Raw genomic sequence first — 25,745 nt, 5'->3', positions numbered from 1 at the left:
CGCGACGTCGGCTACCTCATCGAGGTCGGGGGATCTGACGTTTGTGTACGACAGGGACTGAGCCCACGGCAGCCACCGTATGTGGACCGCCTTCCGCGTAGCAGCGCCAGTCGACCGTGTCGTCGTCCCCGGTTGCCTCAGACCCTTCTCCCCGGCGGGAGACGCCTGCGACGGTCCGGTGCACGGGGCACTCTGGCCAAGCTTTCCAGAGGACGCCCATGACGGTGTCCTGGGCGGCTTCGGCGACGACGGCGATGATCGTGGCGGCAGTGTCCCCGGGCCGGACCTGGACCGGGTCGCCGTGAAAACGGCCGTCACGTAAAGCTACGAAAACCTCGCCTCTGCTGGTGACCAGGCGTAGTCCTTCGGCATCGCCGAGGGCTGTCTGCACATCTCTCTCCACGATGGCGAGCGCGTGGTCGAGCAGCGGGTGTTCGGCCGGTGCCGGTGGCGGCATGGGTCAGCCCTGGCGGAGCCAGACGGCACCCAGCGGCGGGACCTGGAGGGCCGCCGAGGCGACCATCCCGTGCCACGGCACGTCCTCGGCCCGCACCTCACCCAGGTTGCCCACCCCCGACCCGCCGTAGTGCTGCGCGTCGGTGTTGAGCACCTCAGCCCACGTCCCGCCGGCCGGCAGGCCGATCCGGTAGTCGTGCAGGGGCTGGGCGGAGAAGTTCGCCACGCACACCAGCGTCGAGCCGTCCGGGGCGATCCGGACGAACGACACGGTGTTGTTGGCGACGTCGTCGCCGGCGATCCAGCGGAACCCGGCCGGGTCGGTGTCCTGTGCCCACAGCGCCGGGGTGTCCCGGTAGACCCGGTTGAGGTCACCGACGAGGCGCTGCACGCCGGCGCGGGCCGGGTCGTGCAGCAGGTACCAGTCGAGGCCGCGCTCCTCGCTCCACTCCCGGTCGTCGGCCAGCTCGGAGCCCATGAAGAGCAACTGCTTGCCGGGGTGCGCCCACATGTACGCCAGCAGCACGCGGACGTTCGCCAGCCGCTGCCAGGTGTCGCCGGGCATCTTGCCGGCCAGGGAGCCCTTGCCGTGCACGACCTCGTCGTGGCTGATCGGCAGCACGTAGTTCTCGCTCCAGGCGTACGCCAGGGAGAAGGTGAGCTGGTGGTGGTGGTGCTGGCGGTAGATCGGGTCCTTCGAGGTGTAGAGCAGGGTGTCGTGCATCCAGCCCATGTTCCACTTGAACCCGAAGCCCAGCCCGCCGTCGGCGGTGGAGCGGGTGACACCCGGCCAGGCGGTGGACTCCTCGGCGATCATGACGACCCCGGCGTGGTGCTTGTAGACGGTCGCGTTCACCTCCTGCATGAGCGCGATGGCTTCCAGGTTCTCCCGACCGCCGTACTTGTTCGGCTCCCACTCGCCGTGGTTACGGGAGTAGTCCAGGTAGAGCATCGAGGCGACGGCGTCCACCCGCAGCCCGTCGACGTGGAACTGGTCGCACCAGTAGAGCGCGTTGGCGACCAGGAAGTTGCGCACCTCGCTGCGGCCGAAGTCGAAGACGTACGTGCCCCAGTCGGGGTGCTCGCCACGGCGCGGGTCGGGGTGTTCGTAGAGCGGGGTGCCGTCGAAGCGGGCCAGGGCCCACTCGTCCTTGGGGAAATGCGCGGGCACCCAGTCGAGGATCACGCCGATGCCGGCGGCGTGCAGCCGGTCCACCAGGTAGCGGAAGTCGTCCGGGTCGCCGAAGCGGGACGTCGGCGCGTAGTAGCCGGTGACCTGGTAACCCCAGGAACCGCCGAACGGGTGCTCCATCACCGGCAGGAACTCCACGTGCGTGAAACCCAACCCGGTGACGTACTCGGTCAGCTGCTCGGCCAACTCGCGGTAGCCCAGGCCGGGCCGCCACGAGCCGAGGTGCACCTCGTAGACGCTCATCGGTTCCTGGTGCGGCTGCCGTTCGGCCCGCCGGGCCAACCAGTCCGCGTCGTTCCACCGGTACGTCGAGTGGTGCACCACCGACGCGGTGGCCGGCGGCACCTCCGCATACGCCGCCAGGGGGTCGGCCTTGTCCCGCCACTGCCCGTCGGCACCGAGGATCCGGTACTTGTAGCGGGCCCCGACGCGGGCGTTGGGCACGAACAGTTCCCACACGCCGGTGGAGCCGAGCGACCGCATCGGCCAGCCGTCGTCGGGCGCCCAGCCGGTGAAGTCACCGATCACCCGGACACCGCGGGCGTTGGGCGCCCACACGCTGAACGCCACGCCCTCGTCGAAGACCCGGGCGCCCAGCGCGTCCCACAGCCGCTCGTGCCGGCCCTCGCCGATCAGGTGCAGGTCCAGCTCACCGAGGGTCGGCGGGTAGCGGTACGGGTCGTCGTGCGTGGCACCGTCGACCTCCACCCGGTAGTCGAGCACGGTGCCCTCGACGGTGGCCTCGAAGACGCCCACGTCGTGCACCCGCTTCATCGGGTACCGCTCGTCGCCGACGAGCAGCACCACGTCGCCGGCTCCCCGGCGCAGCGTGCGGATCGTGGTCGAGGAGTCGGCGGGGTGCGCGCCGAGCAGCGCGTGCGGGTCGTGCGTCGCGCCGGAGATCAGCTGGTCCATCGGGCGTCCTTCGGAGCGGGAGCGGTCGGCGCGGTGGCGGACGGGCGGGTGGCCGCTCGGCGCGGCGGGGTCGGAACCGGGCCCGACCGCCGGGGCGGAGTCGGAACGGGAGTTGTCGACGCAGGAGGTGTCGGTGCAGGAGCTGTCGGGACGGGAGCTGTCGGAACGGGAGCGGTCGGCGCGGTGCCGCCCGACAGGTCGTCCGGCACCTCGGCGACGGTGAGGTCCGCCGGCTCGGCGCCGGCCGGCTGCGGGACGGTCGGCGGGGCCGGGCGGCGCACGGTCAACACGTGCGCCGGTTGCAGGTACGGGTCGAGCCGCACCGCGTTGCGTTGACCCCAGTCGTAGCTGGTGCCGGTCAGTTCGTCGTGCACGGTGAACCGCTCGTGCCAGTCGAAGCCGAGCGCCGGCATGTCCAGCGTGGTGTTGCCCCACTGCACCTCGCGCGAGTCGAACGAGCAGACCACGATGACCGTGTTGCCGGTCTCCGGGTCGTGCTTCGACCAGCACAGCAACGCCGGGTTGTCGATCTCGTGGAACCGCAGGTTGCGGAGTTGGTGCAGGGCCGGGTTGTCCCGGCGTACCCGGTTGAGGGTGGCCAGGAACGGCGCCAGCGAACGGCCCTGCGCCTCGGCGCCGGCCCAGTCCCGGGGCCGCAGCTCGTACTTCTCGTTGTCCAGGTACTCCTCGGCGCCCGGCCGGGCCACGTGCTCGAACAGCTCGAAGCCGGCGTACATGCCCCAGGAGGGGGAGAGCAGCGCGGCCAGCACCGCCCGGATCTTGAACATCGGCGGGCCGCCGTGCTGCAACGACTCGTGCAGGATGTCCGGCGTGTTCGGCCAGAAGTTCGGCCGCATGTGGTCGGCCGACGCGACCAGCTCCTCGCAGTACTCCCGCATCTCGGCCGCCGTCGTGCGCCAGGTGAAATAGGTGTACGACTGCGTGAAGCCGATCTTGCCGAGACCGTGCATGATGGCCGGCCGGGTGAACGCCTCGGCCAGGAACAGCACGTCCGGGTCGACCTTCTTCACCTCGGCGATCAGCCAGTGCCAGAAGTCGAACGGCTTGGTGTGCGGGTTGTCCACCCGGAAGATCCGGATGCCCTCGCCGACCCAGTGCAGCACCACTCGCAGCACCTCGGCCCGGATGCCCTCCGGGTCGTTGTCGAAGTTGACCGGGTAGATGTCCTGGTACTTCTTCGGCGGGTTCTCCGCGTACGCGATGCTGCCGTCTGCCCGGGTGGTGAACCACTCCGGGTGCTCGGTGACCCACGGGTGGTCCGGCGCGCACTGCAACGCCAGGTCCATCGCCACTTCCAGGCCCTGCGCGGCAGCCGCCTGGACGAAGGCCCGGAAGTCTGCCGGCGTACCCAGATCGGGGTGGATGGTGTCGTGCCCGCCCTCGGCGGCGCCGATCGCCCACGGCGAGCCCACGTCGGTCGGACCGGCGGTCAGCGCGTTGTTGCGGCCCTTGCGGTTGACCCGGCCGATCGGGTGGATCGGCGGCAGGTAGAGCACGTCGAAGCCCATCGCGGCGACACCCGGCAGCCGGTCGGTGGCGGTCGCGAACGTGCCGGACCGGCCGCCCGCCGCCCCCTCGGAGCGGGGGAAGAACTCGTACCAGGCGGAGAAGAGCGCCCGCTTGCGGTCAACCCAGATCGAGTACGCCTCACCGGCGGTGACCAGCTCCCGCACCGGGTGCTCCCAGAGCAGGTCGGCCAGGGCGAGCGCCGGGTCGACCCGCTGCGGTAGCGGCAGGTCGGTGTCCGCGAGGGCGGTGAGCGCGTCGGCGACCCGGGGTCGATCGGCGGCCGGGACGAGGTCCCGGGCGGCGGCGAGCACCCGCGCGCCCTCGGCCAGGTCGTTGGCCAGGTCGGCCGGCCCTTGCCCGGCGGCGATCTTCTTGGTCACCGCGTTCTGCCAGGTCAGGTACGGGTCCTGGAAGGCCTCGACAGAGAAGGTCCACGAGCCGACGGCGTCCGGCGTGATGGTGGCGTGCCAGCGGTCCTGGCCGGGCTCACCGGGGCGCATCCGGGTGAACGGCCGGCTGGCGCCGTCCGGCCCCATCCAGACCACGTTGCAGCCGAGCGCGTCGTGCCCCTCCCGGTAGGCGCGCGCCGACACCGGAACCGGTTCGTCGACCACCGCCTTTGCCGGGTACCGCCCGCACGAGACGACGGGGGAGACGTCTTCGATCGGGAACCGTCCAGTCACCCCGCCAACCTACTGCGCGAGATCCGTTCGCGCGCGGCCAAGCACGCTCGTCCGTCCCGCCCTCGGGCGTCGCGCGGCAAGATCCGCTCACTTTCGGGGAAGTTGCTGCTTCAAAGCTCGTCGACACAGCAGTTTCCCCGAAGTTGTGCGGATCTTCGCCATGCGAGTGGGATGAGCGGAGTCAGGCGGGCGGGTTCGGTGCCACGAACGACCCCTTGCCCTGGTGCACCTCGATCCAGCCCCGCTCATCCAAGATCCGCAGGGCCAGCCTGATCGGCATTGTGGCCCGCGCATACGCCCTGACCGGCGACGTGCTTCGGGCTGGCCGGGCGGTGCTCGACGCGGAACGCACCGCCCACAGCGAGGTGCACCACCGCCCGGCGGTACGAAAGCTGGTCACCGTCGTGTGGCGGTCCGCCGACGCGCCCGCCGGCATCGTCCAGCTCGCCACCACCCTCGGCGTCGCCTGACGGCCGCCAGCTGGTCGCCCTGACGGATGCTGGCGGGCCGGTCCGGGGGAATCAGTCAGCCCGGTGGACCTGCGGGGGATTGGCCGTCGTGGCCGAGCACGGAGCCGACCAGTGCGTTCAGTCCCGCGTGCCACCGGGATTCGGGCCAGTCGCGTAGGTGCTCGACCAGGTCGCTGCGGACGGCGGCGAGCAGGGTATGGGCCAGGTAATCCGCCGCCTGCGGTCCGCGTGCTTCCGCGACCAGGCCGGCGAGCAGGGCGTGCCAGTGGTCGTACGCCTCATTGCGGTACGGACTGCCGCCCCCGGCGCTCTCGAGCGCCAGCGTGAGCACGCGGTTGTCGAGTTTGAAGCGCAGCATGGCCCGCAGCAGTTCGACGGCCTGCTCCGCCGCCGGCCGGGTGGGTGACACCGCGAGTGAATCCCGCAACCGCAGTCCCCGTTGCTCGTAGAGGGCGCGGATGAGCCCGATGCGGTCGCCGAAGCGCCGGAACAGGGTGCCCTTGCCGACGCCGGCTGCGGTGGCGATGTCGTCCATCGACACCTGATCGGGGTCGGCTGCGGCGTCGAAGAGACGCCCGGCGGCGGCCAGCACCGACTCCCTGTTGCGTAGCGCATCGGCCCGCACCGGGCCCCCTCTCGCCAAACGGACTGACGGTCCGTATAGTTTAAGCGGACCGGCGGTCCGAATCTTATCGCGACCGTCCCGGACGACGAAAGGACGATCATGTCGGACAACCCCACCGCGGTGTTCCATCGCGGCATGGAGCTGCTGCTCGCCAAGGACATGGCCGGGTTCATCGCGCTGTTCGCCGAGGATGCGGTGCTGGAGCTCCCGTTCGCACCGCCCGGCCAGCCGCGTCGCGTAGCCGGACGCGCCGAGCTGCACGAGTACCTGATCGATTACCCCGCCCTGCTCGACGTCCGCGAGATCCGCGATCGAACCGTGCACGAGACCGGGGATCCCGAGGTCATCGTCGTCGAGTTCGTCGCCTCCGGTCTCGTCGTCGCCACGCGCCGGCCGTACGAGCTGCGCTACATCGCCGTCCTGACCATCCGTGACGGGTGGCTCGTGCACTATCGCGACTACTGGGATCCGATCGCCGCACAGGAACTGCTCGGTGGCGGCCTGGTGCGCTCATGATCCTGGTGATCGGTGGCACCGGGACCACCGGCCGTATCGTCGCCGCCAAGCTTGCTGAGCGCGGTCACCCCACCCGGATCGCCAGCCGACGCCCCTGCACCGGAGGGGTCCGCTTCGACTGGTACGACCCGACCACCCACCCGGACGCTCTGGGTGGCGTGCACGCGATCTACGCGATCCCCCCGGTCGGCGAGGTCGACCCGGCACCGATCATGCTGCCCTTCCTCGAGCGGGCACGCAGCGCCGGTGTCCGTCGGGTGGTCCTGCTCAGCTCCTCGGCCGTCCCGCCCGCCGAGCACGGACTGGGCCTGGTGCACGCACGGTTGGGTGAGCTGTTCCCGCAATGGGCGGTACTGCGGCCGTCCTGGTTCATGGAGAACTTCGTGGGTGAGCAGCCGTACGCCGTGAGCGCCCGCGATCATGGCGAGATCGTCAGCGCCACCGGCAACGCCCGGGTTGGCTTCGTCGATCCTGCCGACATCGCCGAGGTGGCAGTGCTGGCTCTCACTGACCCGACGCCGCACAACACCGACCACGTCATCACCGGCCCAGAGGCGCTGAGCTACGACGCTGTCGCCGCCGTCCTCACCGAGGTCGGTGGCCGGCCGGTCCGGCACCGTGCGATCGACGCGGCGGAACTGGCCGCACGCCACAGCGCGAGCGGCATACCGGCGGACTACGCCCACTTCCTCGCAAGCCTGGACACGGCGATCGCGGCAGGGGCGGAGGATCGGACGACGTCGACCGTCGCGGACGTGACCGGTCGTACGCCACGATCCTTCCGGGACTTCTGCCGGGACCGCCTGCGCGCCGACCGCACTGGCTGATGCTCGGTCGACTGTCCAGCTAGTTGCGCCGGTGGTAGTGGTTGCGGCGGGGGATCTGCTCGGGGTCGAGCCAGGCCGGTGGGATGAACTCCGGCTGCCCGTCGCCGCCAAGCTGGACGACCCAGTCGCCGTGGTGCACGTGTCGGTGGTGGTGGCCGCAGAGCAGCACGGCGTTGGCCAGGCAGGTTGGGCCGTCGTCGGCCCAGTGCCGGATGTGGTGGCCGTCGCACCAACGCGGTGGGCGGTCACAGCCGGGGAACGCGCAGCCCCGGTCGCGCAGCACCAGGGCGCGTCGCAGTGGACCGCTGATGAGTCGGCGTTGTCGGCCGACGTCGAGTGGTTGACCGGCGCCGCCGAGCACGGCGGGCAGGATGGCGGCGTCGCAGGCGAGCCGACGCACGGCCTCGGCGCTGAGGTGTAGGCCGGTGTCGAGCGCGCCGGTGCCCAGCTGTCCTGTCAGCTCGTCGTAGTCGGTGGTGACGACGACCTGGGCGAGGTCCCCGCCATTCTCGGGTAGCTCACCGGTACGAAGGGCGAGCCGGCACACGTCGGCCAGGGCGTCGTGGCGGCGTTGCCCCGGGGTGCGGACGTCGTCGGGCCCGGTGGGTGCGCACAGTGGGTCGATGGCGGCGCGCAACGCGGCGGCGGCTTCGGTGTCGAGGATGCCGGTGAGGCGTAGCCTGCCGTCGGTCTGCTCGCTGATCGTGACGTGCCGGTCCCGGGTGGCCCGCGACTCCTGCGCCCGCAGCGCCGCCTCGGCGGCGGCATCGGCGACGCCTGGGGCGACGTGGTCGAGGATGCGGGTGCCGAGCCGGCGCAACAGGGCGGCGTCGAACTGCGTCGCCCAGTCGACGAGAACGCCGACGGCCTTGTCGGCGGCGGCCGTGCCGGCCGTGCTCTGGACGGTCTCGACCGTCGCCGCGATGACCCGGACCTGCTCCACGTCGACCACCCCGCTGGCCAGCGCGTCACGCACCCCGGGCGGGGCGGCGTCGAGGGCCGCGGCCAGCTCGACCAGCCGACGGGCGACGCCGACCCCGAGCCGCAATCGGTCCCGCAGCCACACCGCCGTCGAGGACGCGCCCTGCGCGGTTGCGGTGCCACGACCGTCCAGCTCCCGCACGAGGGTCAGCTTGACCGCCGCCAGGCGTTGCTCGACGCGGTGCACCGCGTCCAGTGCCGCGACGAGGTCGTGCTCGCTGGAAGCCCAGGCGGGCGTGTCGAGGCAGGCCGCCACCGCAGCCTCGGCCTGCTCCAACGCATCGATCACAATTGGAGATTAGAACACCTGTACGACACTTTCCGACACCGTTGATCGCCCCGCCGCAGCCGATCGTCAGGGCCACCGGAATGCGCGGAGGCGACGTAGCCTGCCGCCATGATCAAACCGGTGAAGGTCGCGGTTGTCGGGGTCGGAAACAACACGTCGGCACTGGTGCAGGGGCTTGCGCTCTACCGCCAGAGCGGCAGCCTGGTCGGCATCCGCAGGCCGATCGTCGACGGGCTCGGGGTGGGCGACATCGACGTCGTGGCGGCCTTCGCCACCTCCGAGGAGAAGATCGGTCGGGACCTGACCGAGGCGATCTTCCTGGCGCCCAACAACTTCCCTCGGCTCAACTGCGACCTGCCCGAAGCGGGTGTGCCGGTCACGAAGGGCCTCGTCGACGCGAGCGAGGTGCAGCGGGTGGCGGCGGCGCTGGCCGGGGCGGAGGTGCTGCTCTACTCGGCACCGAGTGGCCGGCCGGCGACCGCCCAGGCGTACGCCGAGGCAGCGCTCACCGCGGGTGTCGCCTTCATCAACACCACCGCCGACCCGGTCGCCCGCGACGCACGGCTGCTGAGCGGGTTCGAAGCTGCCGGCCTGCCGTTGCTCGGCGACGACCTGGCCAGCCAGTTCGGCACCTCGGTGTTGCACAACGCGCTGCTGCGGTTACTGAAGGAGCGGGGCCTCACCCTGGTCAGCTCCTACCAGGTCAACCTTGGCGGCACCGAGGACTTCCGCAACCTGGTCGAGAACCCCGACACCAAGAAGCAGTCCAAGCTCAACGCGCTGTCGGGCGCCGACAGCGTCGAGGTGGCCCCGCTCGGGTACCTGCCGCATCTCGCGTCGCAGAAGGTGGCTCACCTCAACCTCGAGGCGCAGGGTTGGGCTGAGACCTCGGTGAGCCTCGACGTGAAACTGAAGGTGCACGACCCGAGCGGTGCCGCCGGGGTCAACATCGACCTGATCCGCATCGCCGCGAGCGCGCTACGGAACGGGCGTGGCGGTTACTCCGCCGAGGCGACGTCGCTGCTCAAGTCGCCTCCGGGAACGGCGATCTGAGGTCGGCGCCGACCGAGCGGTACACGTCGACTGTCTGCCGGGCGATGGAGTCCCAGGAGAAGTGCTCAACGGCGCGCCGGCGACCGGCCAGGCCGAACCGCTCGGTGCGCGCCGGGTCGGCGAGCAGCGTGTTGATCGCCGCCGCCAGGTCACCGACGAACTTCTCCGGCCGCAACGGGGTTCCGGACCCGTCGGTGGCCTGTTCGATGGGCACCAGCAGACCCGTCTCGTCGCCGGCCACGACCTCGGGGATGCCGCCGGTCGCGGTCGCCACCACCGCCGTCTCGCAGGCCATCGCCTCCAGGTTGACGATGCCCATCGGTTCGTACACCGACGGGCAGACGAAGACCGTGGCGTGGGTGAGCACCTGGATCACCTCGGGCTTGGGCAGCATCTCGGCGACCCAGACCACGCCGGAGCGGTTGGCCCGCAGCTCCGCGACCAGCTCCTGCACCTCGGCGGCGATCTCCGCCGTGTCCGGCGCGCCGGCGAGCAGCACGAGCTGCGTGTCCGCCGGCAACTCCCGGGCGGCCCGCAGCAGGTAGGGCAGCCCCTTCTGCCGGGTGATCCGGCCCACGTAGACCACGCTGGGGCGGGACGGGTCGATGCCGAGCCGGTCCAGCACGTCGGTGCCCTGGTCCGGGGAGTACTGCACGGTGTCGATGCCGTTGTAGACCACCCGGACCTTCGACGGGTCGATCTGCGGGTAGGCGGTCAGCACGTCGGTGCGCATCCCCCCGCTGACCGCGATCACCGCGTCGGCGGCCTCCATCGCGGTGCGCTCGATCCAGGACGAGAGCGCGTAGCCGCCGCCGAGCTGCTCGGCCTTCCACGGCCGCAGCGGCTCCAGGCTGTGCGCGGTCACCACGTGCGGCACCCCGTGCAGCAGCTTCGCGGTGTGTCCGGCCAGGTTCGCGTACCAGGTGTGGCTGTGCACCACGTCGGCGCCGGCCGCGCCGGCGGCCATCTCCAGGTCCACGCCCATCGTCCGAAGCGCGGCGTTCGCACCGGTCAGGCCGGGCGGTTCGGTGTACGCGGTGACGCCCGGCTCGGTGCGCGGCAGGCCGAAGCAGTGCACGCGTACGTCGGTGAGGTGGCGCAACTCCCGGGCCAGGTACTCGACGTGCACGCCCGCGCCGCCGTAGACCTCCGGCGGGTACTCGCGGGTGAGCAGATCGACGCGCAGCGGGGTGGGTTCCGTCATGACCCCGCACCCTAGTGCAGAAGAGTCCCCGTACGAGTGGTGAAGTCCGACGAGGGTGGATAGCGTCGTGGCATGGCTGCCAAGGTGCTCGCGATCGTCCTGGCGGGTGGTGAGGGCAAGCGCCTGATGCCACTCACCACGGATCGGGCCAAGCCGGCCGTCCCGTTCGGCGGGATGTACCGCATGGTCGATTTCGTCCTCTCCAACCTGGCCAACGCCGGCTATCTCAAGATCGTCGTGCTGACCCAGTACAAGTCCCACTCCCTCGACCGACACATCACCAAGACCTGGCGGATGTCCACGCTGCTCGGCAACTACGTCACCCCGGTGCCCGCGCAGCAGCGTCGTGGCCCGTGGTGGTTCGCCGGGTCGGCCGACGCCATCTACCAGAGCTTCAACCTGATCAACGACGAGCAGCCCGACTACGTGATCGTCTTCGGCGCCGACCACATCTACCGGATGGACCCCCGGCAGATGGTCGAGGACCACATCGCCTCCGGCGCCGCGGTGACCGTCGCAGGCATCCGCCAGCCGCTGTCGATGGCCGACCAGTTCGGCGTCATCGAGGTCGGCGAGGACGGCAAGCGGATCCGGGCGTTCCGCGAGAAGCCCACCGACGCGGTCGGCCTGCCCGACGCGCCGGACGAGATCTACGCCTCGATGGGCAACTACGTCTTCACCACCCGGGCGCTCTGTGAGGCGGTCGAGCGCGACGCGGAAGACAAGACCAGCAAGCACGACATGGGCGGCAGCATCATCCCGATGCTCGTCGAACGGGGCGAGGCGAACGTCTACGACTTCCGCGACAACGAGGTGCCGGGCAGCACCGACCGGGATCGCGGCTACTGGCGCGACGTGGGGACGCTCGACTCGTTCTACGACGCGCACATGGATCTGATCAACGTGCACCCCGTCTTCAACATGTACAACTTCGACTGGCCGATCTACACCGAGCAACCGCCGTGGCCGCCGGCGAAGTTCGTCCACCAGTGGGGTGAGCGGGTCGGCCGCGCGGTCGGCTCGATGGTCTCCCCGGGCGTGGTGATCTCCGGATCGCTGGTGGAGAACTCGATCGTGTCGCCGAAGGTGCGGGTGCACTCCTGGGCGCACGTCGAGGGCTCGGTGCTGATGGAGGGTGTGGAGATCGGCCGGCACGCGGTGGTCCGGCGGGCCATCCTGGACAAGAACGTGTTCGTCCCGGAGGGCGTCGAGATCGGCGTCGACCTGGAGAAGGACCGGCAGCGCTACACCGTCTCCGACAACGGCATCGTGGTGATCGGCAAGGGCCAGAAGGTCGAGCCGTGACCGACCCGCACTTCCCGAGGAGGATCCCGCAGTGACCCACCCCCGTGCCGGCCAGCCCGCCGAGCCCGCCGATCTGGTCGACGTGCCGCGCCTGGTGACCGCCTACTACGCCGAGCACCCGGATCCTGCGGACCCGGCGCAGCAGGTCTCCTTCGGCACCTCCGGCCACCGCGGCTCCAGCCTGCGCAACGCGTTCAACTCCGACCACATCCTGGCGGTCACCCAGGCGCTCTGCGACTACCGGCGGGAGCAGGGGCTGGACGGGCCGCTCTTCCTCGCCCGGGACACCCACGCGCTGTCCGCGCCGGCTGCCGTGGACGCGCTGGAGGTGCTCGCCGCCAACGGGGTCACCGTGCTGGTGGACAGCCGTGACGGCTACACCCCCACCCCGGCGCTGTCGCACGCGATCCTCACCCACAACCGGGGCCGCACCAGCGGCCTCGCCGACGGCATCGTGATCACCCCGTCGCACAACCCGCCCGACGACGGCGGTTTCAAGTACAACCCCACCAACGGCGGTCCGGCCGACACCGACGTCACCCGGTGGATCCAGGACCGGGCCAACGCGATCCTCGCCGCCGGGCTCAAGGAGGTCCGCCGGATCACCCACGCGCGGGCCCGGGCCGCGGACACCACCGGGGAGTACGACTTCCTCGCCCACTACGTCGACGACCTGCCGGCGGCGATCGACATCGACGCGATCCGCGACGCCGGGGTGCGAATCGGAGCGGACCCGCTCGGCGGGGCGAGCGTGGCGTACTGGGGCGAGATCGCCGAGCGGCACCGGCTGGACCTGACCGTGGTCAACCCGACGGTCGACCCGACCTGGCGGTTCATGACCCTGGACGGCGACGGCAAGATCCGAATGGACTGCTCCTCGCCGAACGCGATGGCGTCGCTGATCGCCGCCCGTGCCGACTACCAGATCTCCACGGGCAACGACGCGGACGCCGACCGGCACGGCATCGTCACCCCGGACGCCGGCCTGATGAACCCCAACCACTACCTGGCGGTGGCGATCGGTCACCTGTTCCGTAGCCGTACCGAATGGGGTCCGGCCGCCGCGGTGGGCAAGACCCTGGTCTCCTCGTCGATGATCGACCGGGTCGCCGCGGACCTGGGCCGGCCGCTGCTGGAGGTGCCGGTCGGCTTCAAGTGGTTCGTGCCCGGCCTGCTCGACGGGGCGGTCGGCTTCGGCGGTGAGGAGAGCGCGGGGGCCTCGTTCCTACGCCGCGACGGTTCCACCTGGACCACCGACAAGGACGGTCTGCTGCTGTGTCTGCTCGCCGCCGAGATCCTGGCCACCACCGGGCGCAGCCCGAGCGAGCACTGGGCGGAGCTGGCCGAGCGCTTCGGCGCCCCGTCGTACGCGCGGATCGACGCCCCGGCCACCCGCGAGCAGAAGGCCGTGCTCGGCAAGCTCTCGCCGGAGCAGGTCACCGCCACCGAGTTGGCCGGTGAGCCGATCACCGCGACGTTGACCACCGCCCCCGGCAACGGCGCGGCCATCGGTGGCCTGAAGGTCAGCACCGAGTCCGGCTGGTTCGCCGCCCGCCCGTCCGGCACCGAGGACGTCTACAAGATCTACGCCGAGTCCTTCCGGGGCCCCGACCATCTCGAGCAGATCCAGGCAGAAGCCAAAACCCTGGTAGACCAGGCCCTGACCCAGGCCTGACCCGCCCACCCCCACCCCCCGCGTGCGCTCAGCAGGGTGGGGGGTCGGCGGGTGGGGGTAGTGCTGTGCCGCTGCGTCGGCGCAACTCCTCGGGCAGCAGTTCGCGAAGCTGCTCGGGGAGGAACGGCAGGTCGAGCAGCGTCATCTTCAACTGGTTGCGCTCCTGGTAGCGCAGCGGGTCGAAGCGGACCACGAGGCCGGCGTTGCGACGGTACGAGATGTCCACCGTCCCCTCCGTCGCCGCGTCCCGGAACACCACCCCGTCCATCTCCACCACGACCGGCGACGAGTTGGGCTGCAGCTCCAACCGGATCTTCTCGTCCGGCGAGAGCACCACCGCCCGGGAGATACCGGCCATCGGCGCCGCCGGAGTGATCACCAGCGAGTCCGAGGCGGGGGAGATCAGTGGGCCACCGGCGGCGTAGCTGTACGCCGTCGAGCCGATCGGGGTGCTGACCACCACGGCGTCGCTGCGGTAGTAGCCGTACTGCTGGCCGTCGATGGCGAGCGTGACGCTGACGAAACCGGAGCCCGGCTGGCGGACCAACGCGATGTCGTTGAACGCCACGATGTCGTCACCGCAGACGTCGCAGGCGAGGCAGGCGTGCGACTCGACGGTGAAGTCCTTCGACAGCAGCCGGCTCAGCGCCTCGGGCAACTCCGGCGGCTCGATCTCGACGAGAAACCCCAGACGACCCAGGTGTACGCCGAGCACCGGCTTCGGGTCGCGGATGGCAGAACGCAGCGCGCCCAGCATGGTGCCGTCGCCGCCGACGCTGATCAACGCGTTGGAGCGGCTGGCGACCTCGTCCGCCGGCACCGGTTCGACGCAGGACGGGACGCGGTGCCGGTCCTCCTCGCGCACCACCAGCGTCTTGTGATGGCGGGTGGCCCACCGTTCGATGATCCCGACCACCTCGGTGACATCCCGGGTGGGGTGCAGCACAAGTCCCAGCCCCGACACCCGTACAGCTCATCACATCGGTGGCGGGCGCACCCGGCGTACGCCGAAGGTGCGCCGACGGTCCGTGGACCGCCGGCGCACCTCGCCGCCGTCAGGGGCGGGGTTGACCGGTGAGGTGGGTCAACGAGCGGGCGACCAGGTCATCGCGGGCCGCCGGGGAGAGGCCCTCCAACCCGAAGCCCAGGTACACCGTGTCCCCGGTGACCACCACCGAGCCCTCTTCGAACGCCTGCTGGCTGCGCGACCAGTCGTTGGCGTTGCCACCGGAGCCGGCCGGCGGCCCGGCCACCGTCCAGCCGCCCAGGTCGGCGGACTCGAACGAGGTCTCCGCCACGGTCGACCCGTCGACCACCACCCGGGCGTCGTCCAGGAAGACGCCGAGGCCCTGGGTGGCCCAGTCCGAGGTGTACGTGATCGACACCTCGACCTGCTTGCCGGCGTACGCGGTCAGGTCGACCACGAACTCCTTCCAGCCGCTCGACGTCCCGGTCGCCGCGTTCCAGCTTCCGGTGCTGCCGGTGGGGGAGCAGTCCGCGCCCTGGTAATGGGCGAGGAACGGGTGCAACTGGTCCCAACCCGAGGTGCAGCTCTCCCCGGTGACCGTGCTGGTCTTGCCGTTGACGTCCGGCAGGGTCGTCCAGTCGTCGCTGCCCACCTCGTGCGCCTCGACGAAGAGGAAGTCCCAGTTCTGCTCGATCTCGTACGAGGTGAAGAAACGAAGCTCTCCGCTGGTCGCCCCGCTGAGGTCGACCGTACGGGTGAGCCGCTTGTACGACTCGTCGGCCTGCCCGCTGTGCAGGTACCACTCACCCGTACGCGGGTCGAACGGCGCGCCACCCGGTCGGGTCCAGCCCACCGGCGCGGAGCTGGCGAACTGCGGGAACTCGTCCGGCGGCAGGAAACTCGACGTGGTCAGGAACGACGCGGTGTGCCCCTGGTTCTCCGCCGACCCAGGCGCGTTGAGCTGCCCGTCGAAGCTGGTGAACGCGCCATCGCGTCCGGCGACCGGGAACGGCTCGCCCTCCGGCGCGGTGCCGCCGTCGCTGACGTAGGTGTGCGCCCCCAACCAGTACTGCTGGAAGTCGTTCAGCAGCGGCAGGCAGGTGAGATCGTCGGCGTTGGTGCACTCCGGCGGCGCGTCCGGGTGGTAGACGTACGAACCGTTCGCGCCTTGGGCGAACAACGCGTACTGGCCGCTGACCAGGAGTTTCCCACCCTCGTTCAGGTAGTCCCGGACGGCCAGCTCGGTCTCCAGCGCGGCCTTGGCCGTGGTGCCGGCGACCTGGCCGGGGGAGCGCATGATCACGTCGTCACCGGTCTCCCACACCACGGCCTGGTAGTGCGACAGCACACCGAGCGGGTGCGGTGCCTTGCGGCCCATCGTGTCGAAGTCGTACACGTCGCTGCTGCGCCCGGCGGCGCCCAGCGATGCCGCGACCTCGTCGGCGTACTTCGCGGTGGTGCCGGTCTGCGCCGGGCTGAGGCCGGTGACGTCCTCCGCGGCGAGGACCAGCACGTCCCCGCCGACGTCGGTGTGCACCCGGTAGGTGAAGTGTTCACTCGCGACCACTCCGGACCGGGGTTTGTTACCGGTGAACCAGACCTCCACCCGGTCGCCCGGCTTCGTGCCGCCGACCGTGCCGCGAAGCTCCGCGTAGTAGTCGTCGTGCGTGCCGCCATAGCGCTCACCGCCGCGCCACTCGCGGACCGCGACGGTCTTCGGTCGCCCGCCGTTGACCGTGTAGTGCATCTTCACGTTCTTCAGCGCCCGCCGGGTGATCGCGGCGACCTGCTGGGTGCGCCCGTACGAGGTGTCGAAGGAGTCCACCACGAAGTCCGGGGTGCTCCGTCCGACCACCGAGACCGGCTCGTCCGGGTCCGCCGCCGACTTGGCCACAGCCAGCGCGAAGGGCAGGTTCTTGCTCACCTCGCCGGCGATCAACCCCTCGTCGTCGGGGAAGATGAAGCCGCTGACGCAGTCCTCCGGGCGCCACTCGTCGTCGGGGTCGACCGCCGAGGCGGCCTCACAGGTGGACATCTCCGGGGTGAAGCCCAGCGTGCCGTACCGAACGGTGGCGTGGCTGTCGGTGTCACCGTTCGTGGTGTACAGCTCGGCGGAGATGTCCGGGTCGTAACCGGGCACCGCCGGGTGCGCGTCGTCACCGGCCATCGCCTTGTAGATCTCGTCGTCCGGGGTGGGGGTGCTCACCTGCCAACCGAGGCCGTAGAGCAGCAGTTCGGCCGCCGAGTGGTAGTTGACGAAGAATTCGAACCCGACCCGCTTGAAAAGCTGGTCCAGGGCCTTGGTCTCCGGCTCCGAGTTGGGGCCCGGGCCCCGGTAGGTCTCGCTGTTCGGCTCCGGTGACGAACCCTCGTTGTCGTACCCCCACTTGTAGCTGAAGTTGCGGTTGAGGTCCACGCCATCGCCGGAGGTGATCTGTCCGTCGCCGTTGTTGTCCCGCAGGTTCTTGCGCCACAGTCGGTTGCCCGGGGTGAAGGTGTAGTCGTAGCCGTCCGGGTTGGCCACCGGCAGGAACCACAGCTCGGTCGTGTCCAGGAGTTTGGTGATCTCCTGGTCGGTGCCGTAGCTGTCCAGCACGTGGTGCATCAGTCGGCGGGTCATCTCCGGCGTGATCCACTCGCGGGCGTGCTGCGCGCCGGCGTAGAGCACGGCGGGCCGCTTCCCGTCCGCGACGGTCCGCGCGTTCTTGGTGACCTTCACGGCCAGGATCGGCTGACCCTGCTGGCTGCGGCCGATCGTCTGCACCTTGGTCAGCTTGGGATATCGGGCCGCGGTGGCGTTCAGCTCGTCCCGCAGACCGCCCGGCTCACCGTAGGGCCGGAACGCCGTCCAGCCCGCCGCCGCCTGCTCCCGCAGCGCCTGCGACGCGTCCTTGCCGCGCACCTTCTTCACCGTCAACGGGACGCCCTGGTCGGTCAGCCGCTTCGCCTGCCGGCGGCTGAGCACCGTCTCGACCGTGGTGCGCCCGGCCGAGTCGGTCTTCGCGTCGTCGCCGAGGTCGACGCCCGCCGCGCGTAGCTGGTCCCGCTGTTTCGCGTCGACCGTGCCGACGTAGACCTCCAGGCCGTCGCGGGCGCCCGGTTCGGATGCTGGCCGCGCGCTGGCGGGTGGGGTCAGTGCCAGTGCGCCGAGCAGGGTGACCACGCCGGCGATCGCCAGTCGTCTCGGTCTCATCGCGCCTCCTTGGGTGAAGGACCTGTAGGCGCGAGCTTTCGGTGTGGACTGATCGCTGTCAATCGGTCGATGGGTGTGTCGTTGCTGCCCGTGCCGGCTTCGGTGCCAGCTGTGACGGTCGGGTAGTGCTGCCCAGGCGCTGGCGGATGAGCGACGTCGACCTCGGTGGACGCCATCTCTCCCGCACGTCCTGAAGGAGTCGCTGCTGCCGCCGGTCCGAAACCTGCGTGGCCCACTCCGAGGCGTACGAGATCGACACCTCGACCTGCTTGCCGACGTAACCGGACAGATCGACCACGAACTCCTTCCAGCCACTCGACGTGCCGGTCGCCGCGGTCCAGATGCCGGTGCTTCCGGTGGGCGAGCAGTCGGCGCCCTGCTAGTGCTCGAGGAACGGGTGCAACTGCTCCACCCAACCCGAGGTGCAGCTGTCCCCGGTGACCGTGCTGGTCTTGCCGTTGGCGTCCGGCAGAGTCGTACTCGGCCGGTGACCGGGGAGGCCAGCGGGCCGCCGGCCGCGTAGCCTGTACGCGGTCAAGCCGGTCGGGGTGCTACCAGTGCGTCGCAGCGGTAGTAGCTGTAGCGCTGGCCGTCCACGGCCAGGGCGGCGTTGACGAAGCCGGTACCCGGATGGCGGACCAGCGCCACGTCGTTGAAGGCCACGATGTCGGTGCCGTCCCCGCCGATGCGGATCAAGGCGTTCACCCGCTGGGCAACTCCTTGGTGGGCAGCACCACGACGCTCGCCGGCACCCGGTGTCGGTCTCGGTGCACGTGGCGAGACCCGTTGCTCTGCCGGGCTGCCCAGGCGGCGATGATCTCGACGATCTCGGTGACGTCCCGCGTCGGGTGCAGCACCAGCCCGAGCAGGGTGCGGTTCGTGGTTGTAGCTCACCATACCTATGCCGGATCGGCAGCCGTGCCGGAAGGTGTGGCGACGGTTGAGGGTCGTTGTAGGCAGCCGGCGGGTGGGTAAACGTGGTGCCACCCGGAGCCGGTCCGTGACCTGTCCGTGATGTCCTCGTTGCGTACAGGTGAGCACATGCATGTGGGATGTCGAGGGGGCGTCGTGACACGCTTCGCTGGTGCGGTGGTTCCGAGGCTCGGGGCGGCGATCCCGATCGATGACCAGGGCCCTCGCGGTCGGCGTCCCGGTTGGACGCCGGAGTCGGGCCGCCATCGGGCCGGTGCCGCGGTCCGACGGGCGTCCGAGGGCATGCCCATGCGGCAGTACCTCAGCGCCGTGCTGCGGCGCTATCCGGTGACAGCCGTCATTCTGGCACCGTACGCCGTGCTGATCGTGCCTATGGCGGTGGCGAATGACAACCCCGAGACGGGGTTCATCCTGCGCGTGCTCGCCATGGCCCTGGCCGGGACGGTGACGCTGGAGACGGTGGCGCTGCTGGTGATGCGTCCCTCGCCCGGGTGGCAACAGGCGTTGCGGCGAGCCAACTCGCGGTTCCCCCGCATTTATCTCCTCGCCCGCCTGGCGGCGGCGGTGAGCATCGCCGCAGATCTCACCGGGGCGATCGCCGGTCGCGGCACGATCGAGAGCCAGGTGGCCAGCCAGGGGCCCTCCTCGTTGGCCAACTTGACCTCGCTGGTCGTGGGCTGGAAGTTTCTCGCCTTCGCGCTGCTGCTGGCGAGCTTCCTCGGTGGCCGCACTGGGCGCCGCGGCGTCTACGCCTGGACACTCGCCCTAGTCGGTGCCCAACTCGCGGTTGCCTCGTTCACCGCGATCCTGGCTCCGATGCTGGGATACCTCTTTTTCGTGGCGAGCGTGGGCGCAATTTGTGGTGTGTTCCGCGCTCGCCTGCTGTTGGTCGCCGCTGCGGTGCTCTTTCTTGCCTGGCCAACGATGTTCGCGTTGCGCAACGACCTCCGCGCGGACCGTGGGATCGCGGTGTCCCAGGACAGCTCGGCCACAGGGCGGCTCCGGGTCGATGCTCAACTGGCCCAGGTGGCCACCATCGACGTGCCGGTCAATCTGCGCCAGCCCGGACTGACGGACTATGTTTGGTACGGTCTCGTGCCCCGGCTGGTCGACCCGGACCGCCCGCCAATCACCACTGGATCTGACATCAACCAGTACCTGGGCGGCGGCGCTAGTTCGTCGTACAACTTCCTCGCTCTCGGTAACATTTACTTCTTCAGCGGGCCGGTTGGTGTGGTGGCCTTCCACGCTTGCTGGGCACTGCTCGCAGTGATCCTGCTGCGCTGGCGACGGGCGCCCGGACCGGCCCGGCTCTCCGTGCTGAGCTTCGCAATGGGGGGCCCGCTGCTCTGGTCGAGCACCTACCCCGACGCAATGATCGCCTTTGTGCAATACATGGTCTCGGCGTTGCCGGTGCTCGCCGTGGTCCTAGCGACCCGGACGCGCAGCGGTGGGCGGGACACACTGAGCGGGAGGACCTTCGATCACGGCGGGGTGCCAGCCTGGCCGGTGCGATGAGATTCGGGGCGTCCACCTGGCCCAGCATCCAGCGCCTGCTCCGGCGTGTGACCAGCGGACGGGCGTCCCGCGCGCTGGTCGTCGGCGGCCTCTCCAGCGCAGGCAACCTGCTGCTTTCGGTGACCGTCGCCCGTCAGGAGACGGTGGCCGGAGTCGGGTGGTTCGCAATCGCCTTCTCGTTGTACATCCTCGCCTCCGGCCTGACCCGGGCGGTGGTGACCGACGCCGTTCTGGCCTCAGGTGCGGCGACCATGGCAGCGAATGAGGGCTCCCGCCGGACGCTCGCGGTCGGCGCCGTTGCCGCGCTCCCCGTTCTGGCGGCGGCGCTCGCCACCGGCTCGCCCTACCTGCTCGTGTCCGGTGTGGCCCTGCCAGGGCTGGTGCTCTATGACTACACCAAGGCGGTCAGTCTCGGCGTCGGCCGGCCGAAACTGGCGTGTGGGCAGGAACTGCTGTGGGCCACCTTGACCGTCCTGGCAGTGTTGCTGGGTCTGTTCCGGTTCGTGGGCCCTGCGGCGGTGTTCGCGATCTGGGCCGCTGGGGGCGCCCTACTCGGCGGCCTGGCAGCGTGGCATCAGGGACACGGCATGGTGCCGGCGTGGCGGATGAGTCCTGGTGAGACGCGGCTCGCGGTGAGCTTCGGCGCGCAGTTTCTCGTCACCACTGGGTCGGCCCACCTCGCGCTGACCGTGACGGCCGCAGGCGCCGGGGCTGCCGTGGTCGGGGCGTTGAGCGCCGGCCGTACCATGCTTGGACCCGTCAACCTACTGCTCGGCACTGCGGGTGCGCTGATGATTCCTTATCTGGCACGGTCGCGGGAGGCGCCTGGCACGTTCCGGATTCGGGCGGCCGCCCGGGTGACGGCAATCGTCATCGGCTGCACCGCGCCGCTCGCCGTGGCGGTCGCGCTCCTGCCTGACGGGGCAGGCCTATGGCTGTTGGGGCGGAACTGGGAGAGCGCTCAGCCGCTGCTGGCGGCGCTGGCGTTGGAGAGTCTGCTGACTGTGGCCGCGACAGTCGCGTTCGCCGGGCACCGAGTCGAGCGTGCGGGTCCCCGCGCGTTGCTCTTCGGCACATTGCTTGGAGCGACGCGGGTTCCCGCCGTGCTCGGGGGAGCGATTTTATTCGGCGCCGGTGGCGCCGCCATCGTGATGGTGGTGATGGCGCTGGCGAGTGCGGTGATCTGGTGGTGGAGCTATGTGACGCTGCTCCGCCGGGTCGAGAGGGCTAGGCCCGTGCCGCAGCCGGCCTGAGGGGGTGGCGGGCTCCGTTCTGCTCACCCCGCCCGGGGGGAGGTGGCGAGGGCTGCCTGAACCCGCTCGACGATCACCTTGAGGTCGCTGTCTGTGAGGTCGGCGTATGTCGGCAGGTTAATCCCGCGCCGGCCTAGGTCGGTGGACACCGGCTGAGCACCGCTATCACCGCCGTAGGAAGGCAATGCCGAAACCGGTACGAAGAAGGGCCTGGTCTCCACCCCGAGCCGGTCCAGCGCCCGCGCGAGTCGGTCCCGCGCGACCTCGTCGCCTTCCGCACCGACCAGGAACGACGCCATCCATGGCGCCCGCCGCACTGCTGCGGCGACCGGCTGGCGGTGTAATGACGAACCCACCAGCTCGCGCTCATACGTGCCGATTACCTCCTCCCGCTTGCCGATGATGTCATCGGCGCGGGAGAGTTGGGCGCAGAGCAGCGCGGCGGCAAGATTGGTCATGCGGTAGTTGAAGCCGATCATTGGGAACCAGTAGCGGCGTTGCGGATCCATGCCCTGGTTGCGGAGCAGCCGCATCCGGTCGGCCAAGGCCCGGTCCGACGTGGTGATGCAGCCACCCTCGCCGCAGGTGATCACCTTGTTGCCGAAGAAGGAGAAGGTGCTCACGTCAGCCAGCGAGCCGGTAGGCCGACCGTCGAGGTACGCCCCGAACGACTCGGCCGCATCAGCGACCAGCAGCAGGCCGTGACGCGAGCAGATCTTCCGCAGCATCGGGTAATCGGCGGGATGACCATAGAGGTCAACCGCGATGACCGCGCGGGTCCGCGGGCCGACCGCAGCCTGCACCTGTTCCGGGTCGATGCACCAGGTGTCGGGGCGCACGTCCACGAGCACCGGCCGCGCGCCGCAGTAGGTGACCGCGTTGGCTGTGGCCACGTAGGTCAGAGCCGGCACGATCACCTCGTCGCCGGGACCGATCCCGGCGGCCGCGAGTACCAGGTGCAGCGCGACAGTGCCGTTGCTCGTGGCGATGGTGTCGGTCACGTCGCAGCGGGCGCTGAACTCCTCCTCCAACCGGCGCAGATACGGTCCCTGTGAGGAGATCCAGCCACTGCCCAACGCATCGAGCAAATAACGCTCCTCCAATCCGGAGAGGCTCGGGCTGGCCACCGGGTAGCGTGTTTCGTTAGTCATCCTGGCTCCCCCTGCCGGCGGTGTCGGCAATGAAGGCGGATCGGGGGATTTCGCCATGCTGGCCACCGGCGACCCACTCCAACACCGCCGCGTAATCCCGGGCCGTGTCGACCCAGGTACGTCCGGCCAGCCGGTGGCCAGCGCGCACTGAGGCGTCGGCGTAGTACTCCCGGTCGGCGAGCACGTGTCTCACCGCGTCGGCCAACGATGGAGGGTCGGTCGGCGAGAACATGCCAGCCTCGCCGTCGACGAACTCCAATTGGGCCCGCAGCGGCTCGACGTCCGCGCAGACCAGCGGCAGTCCCCAGCTGAACGCTTCGAAGGCCGGGCCGCTGGCTGCCTCCCAGAGCGATGGCATGACCATCGCGGCGGCGCGGGCGTACAGCGCGTGCAGTTCGGCGGTGGAGACGTAGCCCGGGAAGTTGACCCGACCCCGCAGGTCGGGCTCCGAGATGCGCGCGAGTAGGCGCTTGGCCTCCGGTTCGAGCAATGGACCGGGGCAGACCAACCGGTACTCGGGGAGCAGGGCCATCGCTTCCAGCAGGGTCCGATGGTTCTTGTGCGGTCCTGTGGACGACGGGTACACCAGCAGGTCGGGCTCCGGGGCGGCGAGTGACCTGTCCGGGGCCGCCTGAAAGGTCGGCGGCGGGATCAGGACGGTCTTGTCCCCTGCCTCTGGGAAGGCGTCGCGGACCTGCCGGTAGGGGTGCGGCCAGGACACCACGACGGCGGCCGCTCGGGCCACGTTCTCGCGGATTACCGCCGCGTAGCCCGGTGAGCCGAACTCGGGGTGCAGGTGCCTCAGATCGTGCACGACCACGACGTTGAGGCCATCCCCGGCCGGTACGCAGTGGAACGGGTGCAACGTCACGCCCGCGTTATCCGGATCGGTGCCCCTGGCGCGTTGTCGGATCGTGTTGAGCACGCGGCGTACGGTCAGCGAGGAGTGCACCCGTCGCGGAGTGCACCGTCGCAGCAGGTCACCGACCCGGTTGTCGGTCCGCAGGGCCAGAGTGGCCTCGGACCAGGTGAGACGGGCATCCGGAACCAGTTGGCGCCAACTGTCCACGGTGCCCCGCCGAACGGTCACCGCGAGGGCGTGGTCGGTACCTTCGGCGAGGCCGTTAAGCAGCCCGGCCGTGAACGTCGCGACGCCTGCCGAGTGGCCTGGCCGAATGGGGGTGGCCTCGACCCGGACCCTCATCGATCCACCCGGACGAGCCGACCCATCCGCTCGTCCTCGAGCAGATGCCGGTCCGCGTCCACCATGACGCGCACGAGGTCCGCGAAGAGAGTCTTTGGCGCCCAACCGAGGCTCTGCCGCGCCTTGCGGTAGTCGCCAATAAGTGCGTCCACCTCCGCGGGACGGAAGTAGATCGGGTCGGTAACCACGTACTTCTGCCAATCCAGGCCGACGTGGTCAAAGGCGGCTGCGACGAACTCGCGAACAGTGTGCCCCTCACCGGTAGCAACCACGTAGTCGTTGGGCTTGTCCTGCTGCAGGGCCAGCCACATCGCCTCGACGTACTCAGGTGCGTAGCCCCAGTCTCGGATGGCGTCCAGGTTGCCGAGGTAGAGCTTGTCCTGAATGCCCGCCTCGATCCGGGCCACCGCTCGAGTGATCTTGCGGGTGACGAAGTTCTCGCCGCGTCGAGGGCTCTCGTGGTTGAACAGGATGCCGTTGGCGCAGTACATCCCGTACGACTCGCGGTAGTTTACCGCCGACCAGTAGGCGTAGACCTTGGCGCAGGCGTACGGGCTGCGCGGGTGGAATGGGGTGTCCTCGTGTTGCGGCGGCGGGGTCGAGCCGAACATCTCTGAAGACGACGCCTGGTAGAAGCGGCAGTTCACGTCGGCCACTCGGGTTGCCTCAAGCATCCGGATCGCCCCGACACCAGTGACGTCCGCCGTGTAGCCGGGAATGTCGAAGGAGACTCGCACGTGGCTCTGAGCCCCAAGGTTGTACACCTCGTCGGGTTGGATGTCGCGCAGCAGCGAGGTCAGCGAGCCGGGGTCGGCGAGATCGCTGTAGTGCAGGAACAAGCGCGCGTCCGGATGTCGGGGGTGAAGGTCCAGCCCATCGATGCGTTCGGTGTTGAAGCTGGACGACCGCCGCTTGATCCCGTGCACCGTGTAGCCCTTGTTGAGCAGGAGCTCCGACAGGTAGCTGCCATCCTGGCCGGTGATCCCGGTGATCAGTGCTACGCGTCCCATACTGTGCCTCTCATGACTGGAATGTGACTCGATTCCGGTGTGTCGTCCTGGTTCTCGTTCGAACGCAGGAGTCGGGCCGGAACACCGACAACGACGCTGTCGGCGGGTACGTCGCGGATGACGACCGCGCCGGCGCCGACCATGGCCCCGGTTCCGATGGAGATGCCGTCGATGACCGTCGCGCCCGCCCCGATGGTCACGCCGGCTCCGATGCTGGTGGAGCCGGCCACGGTGGATCCCGGCAGCAGCGTGACGAAATCTCCGAGCGTCGAGTCGTGCCCCACGCTCGCCTTCGTTCCGATGTGGACATGCCGGCCGAGCGCGACGTCTGTGGTGAGGATCGCGCCTGGCCACAACACACATCCGTCGTCGAGCGAAGCCCGGGGGCCTACCACAGCTGCCGGGTGCACTAGCGACGACGTGCGCCGGCCGAGTCGGCAGGCGCTGCGGTCCAGCCGCGCCCGGATGCGGCCGGCGCCGATCCCGATGATGTATTGGACGGCGGCCGGTGCCTGTGCCAGCCAGTCGTCGTCGCCCAGCCACGGCGTTGGGAGAGGGCGGATCTCGGCGGGCCGGGGACCGACGCACCCCAACACCCGATACCCGCCGAGACACTCGGCGATCGAGATCACCTCCCGGGCGTGGCCCGACGAGCCGAGCACGACGAGGTCGACGCTGCGTTCACCACCAGCGGGCATTGCGGGAAGGCTGTCGTTCCTGGTCCCCATGTCTTCCTTATACAGGCTGCAATATGTACTTAACGGACTTTCATCTATAGATGCTGTCAAGATGGAG

Annotated in this window: 20 protein-coding genes and 1 pseudogene; 8 read left to right on the top strand and 13 right to left on the bottom strand. The window is 69.9% G+C overall.

Features of this window, described 5'->3' with window-relative positions; translation table 11 throughout:
* Window positions 1–460 precede the first annotated feature (460 nt).
* Together glgB and ABGB10_RS22560 are read right to left on the bottom strand one after the other, a co-directional pair.
* Window positions 461–2,563 carry a 1,4-alpha-glucan branching protein GlgB gene (glgB, locus tag ABGB10_RS22565; RefSeq protein WP_347662885.1) on the bottom strand — a complete coding sequence of 701 codons (2,103 nt, stop codon included), beginning with the start codon at window positions 2,561–2,563 and terminating at the stop codon, window positions 461–463.
* The gene (locus ABGB10_RS22560; RefSeq protein WP_347662884.1) at window positions 2,551–4,776 is read right to left on the bottom strand and encodes a maltotransferase domain-containing protein; all 2,226 of its coding nucleotides are present in this window, start codon (window positions 4,774–4,776) and stop codon (window positions 2,551–2,553) included. Before ABGB10_RS22560 ends, glgB begins: the two co-directional genes overlap by 13 nt.
* Before the next feature lie 281 nt (window positions 4,777–5,057).
* Here ABGB10_RS22560 and ABGB10_RS22555 point away from each other — a divergent pair, with 281 nt between their 5' ends.
* The gene (locus ABGB10_RS22555; protein ID WP_347662883.1) at window positions 5,058–5,246 is read left to right on the top strand and encodes a hypothetical protein; all 189 of its coding nucleotides are present in this window, start codon (window positions 5,058–5,060) and stop codon (window positions 5,244–5,246) included.
* Window positions 5,247–5,301: 55 nt separating this feature from the next.
* Here the strand turns inward: ABGB10_RS22555 and ABGB10_RS22550 are convergent, their stop codons facing one another.
* A complete protein-coding gene (locus tag ABGB10_RS22550) occupies window positions 5,302–5,871 on the bottom strand; it encodes a TetR/AcrR family transcriptional regulator (RefSeq protein WP_347662882.1) in 570 nt (189 codons plus the stop codon).
* A gap of 99 nt (window positions 5,872–5,970) precedes the next feature.
* Here ABGB10_RS22550 and ABGB10_RS22545 point away from each other — a divergent pair, with 99 nt between their 5' ends.
* Entirely contained in the window at window positions 5,971–6,387 is a 417-nt protein-coding gene (locus ABGB10_RS22545) for a nuclear transport factor 2 family protein (protein WP_347662881.1), read from the top strand.
* Window positions 6,384–7,214, top strand: a complete 831-nt coding sequence (locus tag ABGB10_RS22540) for an ergot alkaloid biosynthesis protein (RefSeq protein WP_347662880.1) — start codon at window positions 6,384–6,386, stop codon at window positions 7,212–7,214. Before ABGB10_RS22545 ends, ABGB10_RS22540 begins: the two co-directional genes overlap by 4 nt.
* Before the next feature lie 19 nt (window positions 7,215–7,233).
* Here ABGB10_RS22540 and ABGB10_RS22535 read toward each other — a convergent pair whose 3' ends face one another.
* Complete coding sequence (locus tag ABGB10_RS22535; RefSeq protein WP_347662879.1) at window positions 7,234–8,484, bottom strand: DUF222 domain-containing protein; 1,251 nt, start codon at window positions 8,482–8,484, stop codon at window positions 7,234–7,236.
* 108 nt (window positions 8,485–8,592) lie between these two features.
* On the opposite strand from ABGB10_RS22535, the gene ABGB10_RS22530 reads away from it, so the two are divergent.
* Window positions 8,593–9,537 (top strand): inositol-3-phosphate synthase, encoded by a 945-nt coding sequence (locus ABGB10_RS22530; protein WP_347662878.1) that lies wholly within the window; start codon window positions 8,593–8,595, stop codon window positions 9,535–9,537.
* Here ABGB10_RS22530 and glgA read toward each other — a convergent pair.
* Window positions 9,509–10,741 (bottom strand): glycogen synthase, encoded by a 1,233-nt coding sequence (glgA, locus tag ABGB10_RS22525; protein WP_347662877.1) that lies wholly within the window; start codon window positions 10,739–10,741, stop codon window positions 9,509–9,511. The two genes, ABGB10_RS22530 and glgA, sit on opposite strands and share 29 nt — an antisense overlap.
* Before the next feature lie 72 nt (window positions 10,742–10,813).
* On the opposite strand from glgA, the gene glgC reads away from it, so the two are divergent.
* Together glgC and pgm are read left to right on the top strand one after the other, a co-directional pair.
* A complete protein-coding gene (glgC, locus tag ABGB10_RS22520; RefSeq protein WP_282261160.1) occupies window positions 10,814–12,046 on the top strand; it encodes a glucose-1-phosphate adenylyltransferase in 1,233 nt (410 codons plus the stop codon).
* Between the two features lie 31 nt (window positions 12,047–12,077).
* Window positions 12,078–13,721, top strand: coding sequence for a phosphoglucomutase (alpha-D-glucose-1,6-bisphosphate-dependent) (gene pgm / locus ABGB10_RS22515; RefSeq protein ID WP_347662876.1), 1,644 nt, complete (start codon window positions 12,078–12,080; stop codon window positions 13,719–13,721).
* A gap of 28 nt (window positions 13,722–13,749) precedes the next feature.
* Here the strand turns inward: pgm and ABGB10_RS22510 are convergent, their stop codons facing one another.
* From ABGB10_RS22510 to ABGB10_RS22495, 4 genes and pseudogenes are all read right to left on the bottom strand, one after another.
* Window positions 13,750–14,685: an NAD(+)/NADH kinase gene (locus tag ABGB10_RS22510; RefSeq protein ID WP_347662875.1), complete on the bottom strand. Its 936-nt coding sequence runs from the start codon at window positions 14,683–14,685 to the stop codon at window positions 13,750–13,752.
* Window positions 14,686–14,776: 91 nt separating this feature from the next.
* The gene (locus ABGB10_RS22505; protein WP_347662874.1) at window positions 14,777–17,881 is read right to left on the bottom strand and encodes a M14 family zinc carboxypeptidase; all 3,105 of its coding nucleotides are present in this window, start codon (window positions 17,879–17,881) and stop codon (window positions 14,777–14,779) included.
* A gap of 379 nt (window positions 17,882–18,260) precedes the next feature.
* On the bottom strand, window positions 18,261–18,419 hold the full coding sequence (locus ABGB10_RS22500; RefSeq protein WP_347662873.1) for a hypothetical protein: 159 nt from the start codon (window positions 18,417–18,419) through the stop codon (window positions 18,261–18,263).
* A pseudogene (locus ABGB10_RS22495) lies at window positions 18,419–18,750 on the bottom strand (hypothetical protein); the annotation flags it as partial. The gene ABGB10_RS22500 and the pseudogene ABGB10_RS22495, both read right to left, overlap by 1 nt.
* 352 nt (window positions 18,751–19,102) lie before the next feature.
* Here ABGB10_RS22495 and ABGB10_RS22490 point away from each other — a divergent pair.
* Both ABGB10_RS22490 and ABGB10_RS22485 read left to right on the top strand, forming a co-directional pair.
* The gene (locus tag ABGB10_RS22490; RefSeq protein ID WP_347662872.1) at window positions 19,103–20,332 is read left to right on the top strand and encodes a hypothetical protein; all 1,230 of its coding nucleotides are present in this window, start codon (window positions 19,103–19,105) and stop codon (window positions 20,330–20,332) included.
* Entirely contained in the window at window positions 20,329–21,585 is a 1,257-nt protein-coding gene (locus ABGB10_RS22485) for a hypothetical protein (RefSeq protein ID WP_347662871.1), read from the top strand. Before ABGB10_RS22490 ends, ABGB10_RS22485 begins: the two co-directional genes overlap by 4 nt.
* Before the next feature lie 23 nt (window positions 21,586–21,608).
* Here ABGB10_RS22485 and ABGB10_RS22480 read toward each other — a convergent pair whose 3' ends face one another.
* Genes ABGB10_RS22480 through ABGB10_RS22465 form a run of 4 tightly spaced genes read right to left on the bottom strand, consistent with a single transcriptional unit; the run spans window position 21,609 to window position 25,738 of the window.
* Window positions 21,609–22,688 (bottom strand): DegT/DnrJ/EryC1/StrS family aminotransferase, encoded by a 1,080-nt coding sequence (locus tag ABGB10_RS22480; RefSeq protein WP_347662870.1) that lies wholly within the window; start codon window positions 22,686–22,688, stop codon window positions 21,609–21,611.
* A 40-nt stretch (window positions 22,689–22,728) separates the two neighbouring features.
* Window positions 22,729–23,940, bottom strand: coding sequence for a glycosyltransferase (locus tag ABGB10_RS22475; protein ID WP_347662869.1), 1,212 nt, complete (start codon window positions 23,938–23,940; stop codon window positions 22,729–22,731).
* Window positions 23,937–24,950 (bottom strand): GDP-mannose 4,6-dehydratase, encoded by a 1,014-nt coding sequence (gene gmd / locus ABGB10_RS22470; RefSeq protein WP_347662868.1) that lies wholly within the window; start codon window positions 24,948–24,950, stop codon window positions 23,937–23,939. The genes ABGB10_RS22475 and gmd overlap by 4 nt, the downstream gene beginning before the upstream one ends.
* On the bottom strand, window positions 24,938–25,738 hold the full coding sequence (locus ABGB10_RS22465) for an acetyltransferase (protein WP_347662867.1): 801 nt from the start codon (window positions 25,736–25,738) through the stop codon (window positions 24,938–24,940). The genes gmd and ABGB10_RS22465 overlap by 13 nt, the downstream gene beginning before the upstream one ends.
* Between the last annotated feature and the right edge of the window lie 7 nt (window positions 25,739–25,745).

Origin of the sequence: Micromonospora sp. B9E7 (assembly GCF_039871815.1) — a bacterium.
Classification (GTDB): Bacteria; Actinomycetota; Actinomycetes; order Mycobacteriales; family Micromonosporaceae; genus Micromonospora.
The sequence above is the reverse complement of the archived record's forward strand: the minus strand, read 5'-3'. Positions and strand labels throughout refer to the sequence as shown.